General features: G+C 68.4%; 13 protein-coding genes and 3 tRNA genes. All 16 read right to left on the reverse strand.

From position 1 onward, the window contains the following. Positions 1-68: 68 nt before the first annotated feature. Positions 69-3,509, reverse strand: coding sequence for a DNA-directed RNA polymerase subunit beta (gene rpoB, locus Ari01nite_RS17930; RefSeq protein ID WP_203782386.1), 3,441 nt, complete (start codon positions 3,507-3,509; stop codon positions 69-71). A gap of 633 nt (positions 3,510-4,142) precedes the next feature. Beyond that, on the reverse strand, positions 4,143-4,526 hold the full coding sequence (rplL, locus tag Ari01nite_RS17935; protein WP_203782387.1) for a 50S ribosomal protein L7/L12: 384 nt from the start codon (positions 4,524-4,526) through the stop codon (positions 4,143-4,145). Positions 4,527-4,580: 54 nt separating this feature from the next. Next, on the reverse strand, positions 4,581-5,129 hold the full coding sequence (rplJ, locus tag Ari01nite_RS17940) for a 50S ribosomal protein L10 (RefSeq protein ID WP_203782388.1): 549 nt from the start codon (positions 5,127-5,129) through the stop codon (positions 4,581-4,583). A 353-nt stretch (positions 5,130-5,482) separates the two neighbouring features. After that, positions 5,483-6,166, reverse strand: coding sequence for a hypothetical protein (locus tag Ari01nite_RS17945; RefSeq protein WP_203782389.1), 684 nt, complete (start codon positions 6,164-6,166; stop codon positions 5,483-5,485). Next, positions 6,163-6,933 (reverse strand): ATP-binding cassette domain-containing protein, encoded by a 771-nt coding sequence (locus tag Ari01nite_RS17950; RefSeq protein WP_203782390.1) that lies wholly within the window; start codon positions 6,931-6,933, stop codon positions 6,163-6,165. The genes Ari01nite_RS17945 and Ari01nite_RS17950 overlap by 4 nt, the downstream gene beginning before the upstream one ends. Positions 6,934-7,011: 78 nt before the next feature. Then, positions 7,012-7,719 carry a 50S ribosomal protein L1 gene (gene rplA, locus Ari01nite_RS17955; RefSeq protein WP_203782391.1) on the reverse strand — a complete coding sequence of 236 codons (708 nt, stop codon included), beginning with the start codon at positions 7,717-7,719 and terminating at the stop codon, positions 7,012-7,014. A gap of 82 nt (positions 7,720-7,801) precedes the next feature. Then, the gene (gene nusG / locus Ari01nite_RS17960) at positions 7,802-8,524 is read right to left on the reverse strand and encodes a transcription termination/antitermination protein NusG (RefSeq protein ID WP_203782392.1); all 723 of its coding nucleotides are present in this window, start codon (positions 8,522-8,524) and stop codon (positions 7,802-7,804) included. Positions 8,525-8,578: 54 nt separating this feature from the next. Beyond that, positions 8,579-8,950: a preprotein translocase subunit SecE gene (gene secE / locus Ari01nite_RS17965; RefSeq protein WP_203782393.1), complete on the reverse strand. Its 372-nt coding sequence runs from the start codon at positions 8,948-8,950 to the stop codon at positions 8,579-8,581. Positions 8,951-9,056: 106 nt separating this feature from the next. Beyond that, positions 9,057-9,129, reverse strand: a tRNA-Trp gene (locus tag Ari01nite_RS17970). 112 nt (positions 9,130-9,241) lie between these two features. Next, a complete protein-coding gene (locus tag Ari01nite_RS17975) occupies positions 9,242-9,637 on the reverse strand; it encodes a MaoC family dehydratase (RefSeq protein ID WP_203782394.1) in 396 nt (131 codons plus the stop codon). A 5-nt stretch (positions 9,638-9,642) separates the two neighbouring features. Continuing rightward, positions 9,643-10,086, reverse strand: a complete 444-nt coding sequence (locus Ari01nite_RS17980; RefSeq protein WP_203782395.1) for a MaoC family dehydratase N-terminal domain-containing protein — start codon at positions 10,084-10,086, stop codon at positions 9,643-9,645. Positions 10,087-10,150: 64 nt separating this feature from the next. Beyond that, positions 10,151-10,318, reverse strand: a complete 168-nt coding sequence (rpmG, locus tag Ari01nite_RS17985; protein WP_071803282.1) for a 50S ribosomal protein L33 — start codon at positions 10,316-10,318, stop codon at positions 10,151-10,153. Between the two features lie 115 nt (positions 10,319-10,433). Continuing rightward, positions 10,434-10,506, reverse strand: a tRNA-Met gene (locus Ari01nite_RS17990). Between the two features lie 47 nt (positions 10,507-10,553). Beyond that, a tRNA-Thr gene (locus Ari01nite_RS17995) sits at positions 10,554-10,626 on the reverse strand. Positions 10,627-10,734: 108 nt separating this feature from the next. Beyond that, entirely contained in the window at positions 10,735-13,266 is a 2,532-nt protein-coding gene (locus Ari01nite_RS18000) for a putative bifunctional diguanylate cyclase/phosphodiesterase (protein ID WP_203782396.1), read from the reverse strand. Positions 13,267-13,321: 55 nt separating this feature from the next. Next, entirely contained in the window at positions 13,322-13,477 is a 156-nt protein-coding gene (locus tag Ari01nite_RS18005; protein WP_203782397.1) for a hypothetical protein, read from the reverse strand. Between the last annotated feature and the right edge of the window lie 309 nt (positions 13,478-13,786).

Raw genomic sequence — 13,786 nt, forward strand, 5'->3', positions numbered from 1 at the left:
TCGTGTTTCGTTGCTCGGGTGAATTCAAGGCCGGCGGGTGCGGCCCCGGTCGCCCGGGGCCGCGTCCGTCAGATCTCTTCGACGCTGCTGACACCCTCGTTCGGGCGCCGGGACAGGTCGATACCGAGTTCCTCCGCGGCCCGGAAGACCTCGTCGTCCGTCTCGCGCATCTCCAGGGCCACGCCGTCGCTGGACAGCACCTCGACGTTGAGGCACAGCGACTGCAGCTCCTTGAGCAGCACCTTGAAGGACTCTGGGATGCCCGGTTCCGGGATGTTCTCGCCCTTGACGATGGCCTCGTAGACCTTTACGCGGCCAAGGACGTCGTCGGACTTGATGGTGAGCAGCTCCTGCAGCGCGTAGGCCGCGCCGTAGGCCTGCATGGCCCAGCACTCCATCTCGCCGAACCGCTGGCCACCGAACTGCGCCTTACCACCCAGCGGCTGCTGCGTGATCATCGAGTACGGGCCGGTCGACCGCGCGTGGATCTTGTCGTCGACCAGGTGGTTCAGCTTCAGGATGTAGACGTAGCCGACCGAGATCGGGTCCGGCAGAGGCTCACCGGACCGGCCGTCGAACAGCTGCGCCTTGCCGTCGCCGTTGACCAGCCGCTTCCCGTCGCGGTTGACCAGCGTCGACTCGAGGAGGCCCTTGATCTCCTCCTCCTGCGCACCGTCGAACACGGGGGTCGCCACGTTCGAGTCCGCGGGGGACTCGTGTGCCTCGATCGCCCGCAGCTGGCGCTTCCAGTCCTCGTTCTCGCCGTCCACCGACCAGCCGGTCTTGGCGATCCACCCGAGGTGGGTCTCCAGCACCTGGCCGATGTTCATCCGCGAGGGCACACCGAGCGGGTTGAGCACGATGTCGACCGGGGTGCCGTCCTCGAGGAACGGCATGTCCTCAACCGGAAGGATCTTGGAGATGACGCCCTTGTTGCCGTGCCGGCCGGCGAGCTTGTCGCCGTCCTGGATCTTCCGCTTCTGCGCGACGTACACGCGGACCAGCTCGTTCACGCCGGGGGGCAGCTCGTCGCCGTCCTCGCGGGAGAACGTGCGGACGCCGATCACCGTGCCGGTCTCGCCGTGCGGCACCTTCAGCGAGGTGTCCCGGACCTCCCGGGCCTTCTCACCGAAGATCGCGCGCAGCAGGCGCTCCTCCGGGGTCAGCTCGGTCTCGCCCTTGGGCGTGACCTTGCCGACCAGGATGTCACCGGGCACGACCTCGGCACCGATCCGGATGATGCCGCGCTCGTCCAGGTCGGCGAGCATTTCCTCGCTGACGTTGGGGATGTCGCGGGTGATCTCCTCCGGGCCGAGCTTGGTGTCCCGGGCGTCCACCTCGTGCTCCTCGATGTGGATCGAGGTGAGCACGTCCTGCTGGACGAGGCGCTGCGACAGGATGATCGCGTCCTCGTAGTTGTGACCCTCCCAGCACATGAACGCGACGAGCAGGTTGCGGCCGAGGGCCATCTCCCCGTCGTCGGTGCACGGGCCGTCCGCGATGACCTGACCGGCCTCGATCCGGTCACCCTCGAACACGACCGGCTTCTGGTTGACGCAGGAGCCGGCGTTGGAGCGGCGGAACTTGTGCAGCAGGTAGGTGCGCCGGTGGCCGTCGTCCTGGTGCACCGTCACGTAGTCGGCGCACAGGTCCTCGACCACGCCGCCGACCTCGGCCACGACCACGTCGCCGGCGTCGACCGCGGCGCGGTACTCCATGCCGGTGCCGACCAGCGGCGACTCGGCCTTGACCAGCGGCACGGCCTGACGCTGCATGTTGGCGCCCATGAGCGCGCGGTTGGCGTCGTCGTGCTCGAGGAACGGAATCATCGCGGTGGCGACCGAGGTCATCTGCCGCGGTGACACGTCCATGTAGTCGACCTGCGCGCCCGGCACGTAGTCGACCTCACCGCCCTTCCGGCGGACCAGGACGCGGTCCTCGGCGAAAGTGCCGTCGCTGCTCAGCAGCGCGTTGGCCTGCGCCTTGATGAACCGGTCTTCCTCGTCCGCGGTCAGGTAGTGCACCTCGTCGGTGACCCGGCCGCTCTCCACCTTGCGGTACGGCGTCTCGATGAAGCCGAACGGGTTGACCCGCGCGAAGGTCGAGAGAGCGCCGATCAGACCGATGTTCGGGCCTTCGGGCGTCTCGATCGGGCACATCCGGCCGTAGTGGGACGGGTGCACGTCGCGAACCTCGAAGCCGGCCCGCTCACGCGACAGACCACCGGGGCCGAGCGCGCTCAGCCGGCGCCGGTGGGTCAGGCCCGCCAGCGGGTTGGTCTGGTCCATGAACTGGGACAGCTGGGAGGTGCCGAAGAACTCCTTGATCGCCGCCACCACGGGACGGATGTTGATCAGGGTCTGCGGCGTGATCGCCTCGACGTCCTGGGTCGTCATGCGCTCACGGACGACACGCTCCATCCGGGACAGGCCGACGCGGACCTGGTTCTGGATGAGCTCGCCGACGGTACGCAGGCGACGGTTACCGAAGTGGTCGATGTCGTCGGGCTCGTAGCCGTCCTCACCGGCGTGCAGCCGGCAGAGGTAGTCCACGGTCTTGACGACGTCTTCCTCGGTCAACGTGCCCCGGACGATCGGGACGTCGATTTCCAGCTTCTTGTTGAACTTGTACCGGCCGACCTTGGCGACGTCGTACCTCTTCGGGTTGAAGAAGAGGTTGTCGAGCAGGGTCTGCGCGTTCTCCCGGGTCGGGGGCTCGCCGGGGCGGAGCTTGCGGTAGATGTCGAGCAGGGCCTCGTCCTGCCCGGCGATGTGGTCCTTCTCCAGGGTGGTCATCAGCAGCTCGGACCAGCCGAACCGCTCACGGATCTGGTCCGCGGACCAACCGATGGCCTTGAGCAGGACGGTGACGGCCTGCCGGCGCTTGCGGTCGATCCGGACACCCACGGTGTCGCGCTTGTCGATGTCGAACTCGAGCCAGGCACCCCGGCTCGGGATGACCTTGACGCTGGAAAGGTCGCGGTCGGAGGTCTTGTCCGGCTCCTTCGTGAAGTACACGCCCGGCGAGCGGACGAGCTGACTCACCACGACGCGCTCGGTGCCGTTGATGACGAACGTCCCCTTGGGGGTCATCATCGGGAAGTCACCCATGAACACGGTCTGGCTCTTGATCTCGCCAGTCGTGTTGTTGGTGAACTCCGCGGTCACGAACAGCGGCGCGCAGTAGGTCAGGTCCTTCTCTTTACACTCCTCGATCGAGGCCTTGACCTCGTCGAATCGGGGTGACGAGAAGGACAGCGACATAGTGCCGGAGAAGTCCTCAATGGGACTGATCTCTTCGAGGATCTCTGCGAGGCCCGAATGGGCGTGCGGGTCGTCCGTCGACCGGGCCTGCCAAGCCTCGTTGCCTACCAGCCAGTCAAAAGACTCTGTCTGGAGGGCGAGGAGGTTGGGGACCTCAAGTTGCTCGGTGATCCTGCCGAAAGAGACACGGCGGGGTGCGTAAGCGCTCGACGTACGGCTGGTCTTCGCAGGGCGGGAAGCTGCCAAGATGCGTCCTTCCGAGGACCGGTGCTGCTGATGCGGCTAGCAGCTGCGGTATGCAACTGTTTGCGTTGCCCTCGTTTTGTAGGCACTGTAACGAGCCCGCAGGAAGTCATCCGGGTGGATGTCCTGGCAGGGCTCAAGGCAGAAGGCAGCGCAAACTAGCAGTGTAGCCGCTCGGCTAACCGCTGTCCAGCCCACACCAGAGGGGGCCTGCGGAACAACCCCACGGCCTCTGGACTCCACCCCATTTGACCTGGGGCCTCCATGGAGCCAGTGCCTCGTGCGGGGCCGCTCGAACGCGGCGTATCTCCCTCGGGTGCCGTCTGCCGGAGGCCCGTTGACACCGGACCACCCACAGGGCGGCTGTCGCAAGCGCGGAAGACTTGCTGATGTCAGCGTGCCTGTCAGCGGACACTCAGTCAAGGGCTCCGCCGCGGGTCGGACTCGCGGCGGCGCCCAACGGGCGCGTCCTTGGGACCATACCCAATGAAATGACCGAATAATCGGGCTTTGCCGGTCGGGTGAACGACACCCTCGGACACGGCTCCCACCAGGGACAATGCGGGCAAAAATACGGACGGCGAAGACCCGAACACGGGTCTTCGCCGTCCGCAAGAGAAGCTGTCGAGCGTTAGATCACTTGAGGGTGACCTTCGCGCCCTCGCCCTCGAGCTTGGCCTTGGCAGCCTCGGCCTTCTCCTTGTTGACGCCCTCGAGGATCGCCTTGGGGGCGGCCTCGACGGCGTCCTTGGCCTCCTTGAGGCCCAGGCCGGTCAGCTCACGCACGACCTTGATGACCTGGATCTTCTTGCCGCCGTCGCCCTCGAGGACGACGTCGAAGGAGTCCTGCTCGACGGGGGCCTCGGCGGCCGGGCCGGCCGGGCCGGCGGCCGCGACGGCAACCGGGGCAGCCGCGGTGACCTCGAAGGTCTCCTCGAACTGCTTCACGAACTCGGACAGCTCGATCAGCGTCATCTCCTTGAACGCGTCGAGCAGCTCGTCGGTGCTGAGCTTCGCCATATCTGGCAACCTTTCCTAGCTTTTGTGCTGAATGTCGTTTTGGTTCCGCGCGGCTCAGGCGGCCTCGGCGGAACCGTCCTTCTCGCGCTTCTCCTGCAGGGCGGCCGCGAGGCGCGCCACCTGCGACAGCGGGGCCTGGAACAGGCCGGCCGCCTTGGTCAGGTTGCCCTTCATGGCGCCGGCCAGCTTGGCCAGCAGAACCTCACGAGACTCGAGGTCGGCGAGCTTGTTGACCTCGTCAGCCGTGATCGCGCGACCCTCGAAGACACCGCCCTTGATCTTCAGGACGGGGTTGGTCTTGGCGAAGGCCCGCAGAGCCTTGGCCGCCTCGACCGGGTCGCCGGAAACGAAGGCGAGCGCGGTAGGACCGGTGAACAGCTCGTCGAGGCCTTCGATGCCCGCGTCGGTGGCCGCCCGCTTCGCGAGCGTGTTCTTCGACACGGAGTACTTGGTCTCCCTGCCGAGCGAACGGCGCAGCTCGGTGAGCTGCTTGACCGTGAGGCCGCGGTACTCCGTCAACACGGTGGCCGGCGAGTTACGGAAGTTGTCCGTGAGCTCGGCAACGGCGCTGGCCTTGTCGGCCCGGACCGGCTTGTCCGCCATGTCCCTCCTCTCTCAGTGCTGATGCCACTGGCCGAGAAGGAACCGGAAATGAGAAACGCCCCGGCGCAGGGCGCACGGGGCGAGGCAGGACTCGACGCATGCCGAGGCCGATCGCGAACCGTCCTCCCCTGCGCGGGTCGCCCGCATCCTGCGGGACCTTCGGCCGCGGCGTCCGATCTGGCGAACGGTTGCTGCGGCGACCAGCGGTCTATGGGTGGAACTCCGAGAAGAAAGAGTACGCGCTGGGTCCGCAACCGCCAAATCGGGGCCGTTCCGGGGCACACCGGCGGCCGGGTGGGTGGTCACTCCCCCCGGTCCGCCGCCGGGCTGTCCCGCGGGGCTGGGCAACCCCCTCAGGAGCGGGAGCGGCGCAGCCAGCCGTAGCAGGCGAAGGCCGTCGCGCACCAGGCGACGGCCCAGCCGGTGAGCAGGGCCAGGGTGGCCGCGGCCGGCGGGGTGGACGGGTCGTTCAGCGCCCGCGCGGTGGCCATCACCGGCGGCACCAGCCACGGCAGCACCGCCCCCTGGAGGCCGAGCACCACGACCAGGACCGAGGCCACCGCCAGCACGGCCACCCCGGTGCGGACCTGGCCGGTCACCGCCCGGCTGGCCAGCGCGCCGACCGCGATCGCCGGCGGCACCGCCAGCAGGTGGGCCAGCACGCCCAGGGCCACCCCGGAGGCCACCGGCTCGGTAGTGTCGATGCCGCGGAAGAGCCACGGCGCGACCATGGCGGCGGCGCAGACCAGCACCGCGACGAGAGCGGCGGCCAGCAGGCCGGCCAGCGCCTCGCGGGCCGGGCCGACCGCGAGCCGGGCCAGCCGGCGCTGCACGTCGGGCTCGGTGTCCAGCAGCAGCTTGGTGAGCCAGGCCAGGACCGGGAACAGGACGGCCGCCGAGTATCCGTAGGCCACCGCGGCCGCGGACGCTCCGCCGCCGTACAGGATGCCGAGCAGGGCGATCAGGGCGATCAGTGGGGCCAGCGACCGGCCGCCCCGCAGAAACGCGGCCAGGCGCATCCCGGCGAGCGCGGTCACGGTGCCCCGCTCCCACCGTGGACGTCCTGGTCGCGTACCCCCAAAACGCGGTGACCGGCGGCACGGAGCCGGACCACGGCCTGGTCTGCCTCCCGGCGACGGACCGCAACCTCCACGATCACCTCGGCCTCGTCAGGGCCGTCCTGGTCAGGGCCGCCCTCGGCGGCCGACGCGTGCACCGTCGACTCGGACACCGTCCAGTGCGCCGCGCCCGGCAGGCTGGTGATCTCACCGCGGTGGTCGCTCACCAGCACCGTGCCGCCGGCCGTGGTGACCTCGTCGACGATCTGCGGTATCAGCGTGCGGGCCACCGAGTCGAGGCCCTCCCAGGGCTCGTCGAGCACCAGCAGGCCGGGCGGTATGAGCAGGGCCTGGGCGAGACCGACCTTTTGCGCGGTGCCCTTGGAGAGGTCGGCCAGCCTCGTGCCGGTGAACTCGGTGAGCAGCAGGCGCTCGATCCAGGCGTCGGCCGCGGCCGGATCACGAAGCCCTCGGACCTCGGCCATCCGGTGCAGGTATTGCCGGGTGGTGAACGGCTGGTCGGCGGGGAAGCGCTCGGGCACCCAGCCGATCACCGCGGGCCGGTCGTGGATCACGCCGCGCTGCGGCCGGAGCACCCCGGCGGCCAGTTGCAGCAGCGTCGACTTACCGGCCCCGTTGTGGCCCAGCACCATGACCGTGTGCCCCGGTTCGGCCACGGCGTCCACCGCGCGCAGCGTCCAGCCGGCTCGCCGCGCGTACCGGAACCACACCTGGTCGAACCGCACGCCGGAAGCCTGCCACAAAGAAAGGCCCCCGGGTGTCCCCGGGGGCCTTCGCGCCTTGCTCGATCGGCTCTGCCTGGATCAGGCTTCGGCCTTGAGGTTCTTGACCACGTTGGGGTCGACCGGCACGCCGGGGCCCATGGTGGTGGTGACGGTGACCTTCTTGAGGTACTTGCCCTTGGCGGCGGACGGCTTGGCCCGCAGCACCTCGTCCAGCACCGCCGCGTAGTTGTCGACCAGCTGGTCCTCGGAGAACGAGGCCTTGCCGATGATCAGGTGCAGGTTGGAGTGCTTGTCCACCCGGAAGGTGATCTTGCCGCCCTTGATCTCGTTGATCGCCTTGGTCACGTCCATGGTGACCGTGCCGGTCTTCGGGTTCGGCATCAGGCCGCGGGGGCCGAGGATGCGGGCGATCCGGCCGATCTTGGCCATCTGGTCGGGGGTCGCAATCGCGGCGTCGAACTCGAGCCAGCCACCCTGGATGCGGGCGACGAGCTCGTCGGTGCCCACCTCGTCGGCGCCGGCCGCGACGGCCTCCTCGGCCTTGGCGCCCTGGGCGAAGACGATCACGCGGGCCGTCTTGCCCGTGCCGTGCGGCAGGTTGACCGTGCCGCGGACCATCTGGTCGGCCTTACGCGGGTCGACACCGAGGCGCATGGCGACCTCGACGGTGGCGTCGAACTTGGTGGGGCTGGTCTGCTTCGCGAGCTTGACGGCCTCGGCGGGCTCGTAGAGCTTGCTGCTGTCGATCAGGTCGGCTGCCTTGCGGTAGCCCTTGCTGCGCTGCATTTTCTCGTACTCCTGTGGTTGATGGCGGGGCTCCTCCTGCGAAGCCCCTCCCACTGACTTGCGGTCAGATCTTGGCTTGCGGTCAGATCTTGGTGACCTGGTTGAAGTTGAGCTCCACCGGCGTCTCGCGGCCGAAGATGGAGACCAGAACCTTCAACTTCTGCTGGTCGGCATTGATTTCGCTGATCGAGGCCGGCAGCGAGGCGAACGCGCCGTCGGTGACCGTGACCGAGTCGCCGACCTCGAAGTCGAGGACCTTGATCTCGGGCTTGGCCTTCTTTTCCTCGGCCTCGACGGCCGGGGCGAGCCACTTGAGCACCTCGTCCAGCGACAGCGGGGCCGGCCGGTCGACCCGGTCGGTGGCACCCACGAAGCCGGTCACGCCGGGCGTGTTGCGCACACACGAGTACGACTCGGGGGTGAGGTCCATCCGGACCAGGATGTAGCCCGGGAAGACCTTGTTGTGCACCTGCTGGCGCTTGCCGTTCTTGACCTCGACCTCTTCGCGGGTCGGCACCTCGACCTGGAAGATGAAATCCTCCATGTCGAGGCTGCTGATCCGGGTCTCGAGGTTGGTCTTGACCTTGTTCTCGTAACCGGCGTAGCTGTGCACCACGTACCAGTCGCCGGGGGCGTACCGGAGCTTCTGTCGCAGCTCCTGCACCGGGTCGAAGTCTTCGTCGTCGTCGGGCGCCTCGACGGCGTCCTTCTCCTCGTACGCGGCCTCGACCGACTCGTCGGTTTCCGCCGTAGCCACCGACGAGTCGTCGGCTGGCTGTGCGGTCTCGTCGTCGTACTCAGGCACGCTCGCTCACTTCCAGAAGATCTCGAAAAATCGCCCGGACGGGGCCGGACCTGGCTAGCCGCCGAACGCCCACAGCACGCCCTTACCGAAGGCGTAGTCGAGGCCGGCGACGATGGCGGTCATCACCGTGACGAACACGATCACGATGGTCGTGTAGGTCAGCAGCTCCTTGCGGGTCGGCCAGATGACCTTACGCAGCTCGCCGACGACCTCACGGACGAAACCGCCGATGCGGCCGAACGGACCGCGGCCGGTCTTCCTGGCCTTCGGCTGCTCCTCGGTCCGCTCCCGGACCGCGGTGCCGCCGCCGCGGCTCACCAGTTCGTCGTCGGAGTCCGCAGATCGCTCGTCGTCGGCGACGGCGTCGTCAAACACCTCGTCGTCGGCCGGGTCGCCGGCGTCACCGGGTCGATTCCTCTCGGCCATGGCGCCCCTACTTCCGTCTTCGGTGGTGGGTACCCCCGTCGATGCTCGACCGGCGCGGGGCTCGTGCGGACCGCTGTCCCGGGCGGGCACGTCTGGGAGGATTGCGCAGGGGTGACAGGACTTGAACCTGCAGCCTGCGGTTTTGGAGACCGCTGCTCTGCCAATTGAGCTACACCCCTGTGCGAGGCGGGTCGACCCTGATCAACAACTGCTGAACGCAGGCTGGTTCAGGGGGTCACTGCCCCACGGCGGACCAGTGTACGGGTTCACACTGGGATAGCCCAACCCGGCCTACCGTTTCCGGATGACGGCCTGTGCGAGGGACAGAACTTTCTCGCCCTGACAGGTCGCCGTGAGGGTCAGCCGGGTGCTCCCGTCGGCCGTCACCTCCTTGACCTTGCCGGTCACGACGACCTCGGTGCCCTCGTCCGTGTCGGGCACCGGAACCGGCCGGGAGAAGCGCACGCTGAACTCCACCACCGCGTCCGGCGAGCCGGCCCAGGTGGTCACGGCGCGGCCCACCAGCGCCATCGTGAACATGCCGTGTGCGATCACGCCGGGCAGGCCCACGCTGGTGGCGAACCGCTCACTCCAGTGGATCGGGTTGAAGTCGCCGGAGGCGCCCGCGTACCGGACCAGATCGGCCCGGGTCACCCGGTAGGTCTGCGGCTCGAAGGTGTCGCTCATCGGTGTCACTCCCCCCGCTGCACGAGCTTGGACCAGGCGGTCAGCACCGGCTCGCCGGCCTCGGTGGTGACCTCGGTGCGGGTGGTCAGGAAGTCGTGCCCGCCCCGCGAGCTGATCTCCTCGACCGAGTTCACGCAGACCAGAGCGTCGCCGGCCACCACCGGGCGGGTGTAGGCGAATTTCTGGTCGCCGTGCACCACCCGGCTGTAGTCGAGGCCCAGCTCCGGGTCCTCGATGATCTGCCGGCTCGAGCCCATCGTGACGATGACCGGGAACGTCGGCGGGGCGATCACGTCGGCGTAGCCGAGCGCACGGGCCGCCTCGGGATCGTGGTACTCCGCCTCGGTGGCGCCGATGGCCCGGGCGAACTCACGGATCTTCTCGCGGCCGACGAGGTACGGCTCGGTGGCCGGCCAGCTGCGGCCGGCGAATGCTGGGTCCAGGGGCATGACCCACAAACTACTCTGCGCCGCCCAGATGCTTCTGGACGGCGCAGCTGATGGTGCTCTTAAGTCAGCGGGTCTCGCGGTGCAGGGTGTGCTTGCCGTCCCGGGGGCAGAACTTCTTCAGCTCGATGCGGTCCGGGTCGTTACGGCGGTTCTTCCGGGTGATGTAGTTCCGGTCCTTGCACTCCGTACACGCCAGGGTGATCTTCGGACGGACGTCGGTCGCCTTGGCCACGGCGGGGTGCCTTCCTGCTAACGGGGTTTCACATGACTTTCACGTGTCGACGAACCAGCGTAGACGCTCGGTTGGCCGAACTGCAAAGTGGGCCCCCATCGGAGCCCATCGCAAGTAGCGGTGGCCGGACTTGAACCGGCGACACAGCGATTATGAGCCGCTTGCTCTGCCATCTGAGCTACACCGCCGAGCCAGGCTCTAGTCCAGCGCCTGCGGCGGGGAACGAACCCGGTAGAGCCCCCTTACGGAATCGAACCGTAGACCTTCTCCTTACCATGGAGACGCTCTGCCGACTGAGCTAAGGGGGCGGGCTTACTGCAAGCCCAGCGCGATCTCTTGCTTGCTGCGCACGGGTAAGACTACACGGCCCGCAGCAGGGGGTGAAATCGGATCCCCCACTGGCCTGAAACTCCTGGTCAGATCACCGCTCGGAGCCGGCGGACCTCGCCCGTGGGAGTCGACTCGGGCTCGGTCTGGGCGCTGAACCAGGCCTCCAGGCGCTCGTACGGCAGCGGGCGGCTGAACAGGTAGCCCTGACCGATCTCGCAGCCCATCTCCTCCAGCAGGTCGAGGGTGAGCTCGCTCTCCACGCCCTCGGCCACCACGGTCAGGCCGAACTCGCGGGACAGGCTCACCACGGCCCGGACGATCGCCAGGTCGCCGCTGTCGGTCGCCATACCCTGCACGAAGCTGTCGTCGATCTTTACCTCGTGTACCGGCCACTGCCGCAGATAGGACAGCGACGAGGCGCCGGTGCCGAAGTCGTCGACGCTGAGCCGGACCCCGAGGTCGCGCAGCCGGTAGAGCGTCGGCAGCACCCGCTCGATGTCACCCAGCATGCCCGGTTCGGAGATCTCGAAGGTCACCTGGGCCGCGGCCACGCCGTACCGCTCCAGGAGCTCGGCGACCTGATCGGGGAAGCGCGAGTCGAGCAGGGTGCGGACCGACAGGTTGACGGCGATGGAGAGCGGCCGGTCGGCGTCCGCCCACTCCCGGCAGCGGCGCAGGCCCGCGGTGAGCACCTGCTCGGTGAGCCGGGACAACTGGCCGGTGTGCTCGGCGACCGCCACGAAGTCCTCGGGGGCGACCTCGCCGTGCGCCGGGTGGGTCCAGCGGGCCAGGCACTCGACGCCGACCAGATGACGGTCGGCGAGCGTGACCTTGGGCTGGAAGTAGACGTCCAGCTCGTTGTTCTCCAGGGCCTGGCGCAGATCGGAGGCGATGCCGAGGCGGCGTACCGCCCGGGACTCCAGCGCCGGGTGGAACAGCTGCACGCCGTACGGCAGCACCTTGGCCGCGTTGGCGGCCAGCTCGGCCCGCTGCAGCAACATCTCGGGCTCGCCGCCGTGGTCGGGGTAGACCGAGACACCGACCGCCGTGTCGAGGTCGAGGGTGAGTGCGCCCACCGTCATCGACCCGCGCAGCTGCTCGCGCATCTCGGTGGCCAGCCGGACCGTCGCGTCGGTGCTCTCGGCCCGCAGCGTCACCACGAACTCGTCGCCGCCGATCCGGCCCACCAGGGCGCCCGGGCCGGCGATGCCGCGCAGTTTCTCGGCCACCTGGGCGAGCAACTTGTCGCCGGCGCCGTGGCCCATCGACTCGTTCACGTCGCGCTGACCGTCCACGTCGAAGAGCAGGACCGCGACCACCTCGTCCTCGGCGCGGACCTTGACCGACTCGGCGAGCGCGTCGGTCACCCGGCGCCGGTTGGGCAGCCCGGTGAGGCGGTCGTGGTACGCGTCGTAGCGCAGCCGGTCGACCAGCCGGGAGTTTTCCACCGCCACCGCGACGTGAGCCGCGATGGTCTCGAGCACCTGCACGTCGGCGTCCCGGAACGTACGGGTCCGGCTGTCGCCGATCCGGTTGACCACCTCGAGCGTGCCGATCACCGTCTGGCCGGACCGCAGCGGCACCACGATCGCGTCCTTGACCCGGAACTCGCGCAGAGTGGGACGGAGGTTTTCGGTGTCCGGGAAGCGGGGGCCGACCGCGACGGTCGTGCCGTCCGCGGTCGCCTGCATCCGGACCGCGACCGGAACGGGCGACAGGTCCAGCAGGGCTTCGTTCTCCACCCGGGCGGTGAGCAGGACCTCGGGGTTGCGGCCCTGAGCGGCCACCCAGAGCGTCGCGTACTCGGCCCGCATCAGCGCCTGCACCCGGCCCAGCAGGGCGTCGGGCAGGCCGCTGGTGGTGCTCTCGTTGCGGACCGCCTTGGTCAACTCGTAGACGTCGGACAGCGTGCGGTGCTGCCGGAAGAACTCCGTGAACGAGCGCTGCACCAGCGCCAGCGCGACGATCAGCACGGCCAGCGGGACCACCGACCACTTGGTCGCGGTGATCGCGGCCAGGATGACCAGGCTGATCGCCACGTTGACGGCCGAGATGCCGAGCGCCGGCACGCCCGCGAGCAGCGCGTCCATAGCGGACCGCAGGCCCTGCACCGCGCCCATCACGCCGGTGATGCTGAGCAGCTCGACCAGCGTGTTGACGAACACCGCGGCGGCCAGCACGGCCCAGGCGGCGGGCCCGCCGCCGTGCACCCCCGGCAGGGCAGCGAGGGCGATGCAGGCGAACGTGACGGCGGCCGACGACTTGGCGACGTTGAACCAGCGCTTGGTCACCGCGGCGGTGCGGAACTGGATCAGCAGGCTGGCCACGCCGACCATGAGGATCACCATGGTGGGAGGCAGGAAGTAGAACGCCAGCAGCAGCGGAATGTCGGTCAGGAAGACGGTGAAGATGTTCCGCTTGATCGTGAAGTTGAAGACACCGACGAAGGCGATCAGAAAGGCGCAGAGCAGCAGGAGGCCCTGAGGCCAAGCCTTGTACCAGTCGGTGTCATTGATCCAGAAGATCGTGGTCGCAACGATGGTGACGATCGCCAGCGGGCCGGTGACCAACCACGCATACTCAGCGGAACGAACCCGTGCTCGCGGACGCCCGGCCATAGCGCTCCCTCAAGGAGTAGGTGTGACGCAGCGCCGCCTGGCGGGACGGACGAAGTCAGTCCCAGTCGATGATGCGAGTCGTTACCTGAGTAACCGAGTCGCCCTGTTCCATGGCGTTCGCGACAGCGGTGGCCCCGAAGATCAGACCGCCGACGACGGCAGCCAACGCGATCGCGCGGCCAACGAGGCGGCCCAGCCTCCGTGCGGACATCTACGACTCCTGAGGTGTAACGCTTACCAGCGGGGGGTTCCATGATGGTGCCACACCAGTTGTGCGACGGGGAGTGTTCATCGGCGGGTCGGAACCGCACATGCCGAAATCCTGACCGAACGGCTGAGTACGAGGACGCCCCCGCGGGCAAGACAATTGACGGCTTTGCGCGGGATATAGACGGAGAAGCATGGCAATTCGACCTTCGACCGTCAGGCTTGCTTGACGTCAGGTCGGCCTGACGAAAGACTGCCCGCATGCCCGCCTCACCGGACGATTTGGAGCGTCTGCACACGCTGTCAAGCGCCA

The sequence above is a fragment of the Paractinoplanes rishiriensis genome, from assembly GCF_016862375.1.
Lineage (GTDB): Bacteria > Actinomycetota > Actinomycetes > Mycobacteriales > Micromonosporaceae > Actinoplanes > Actinoplanes rishiriensis.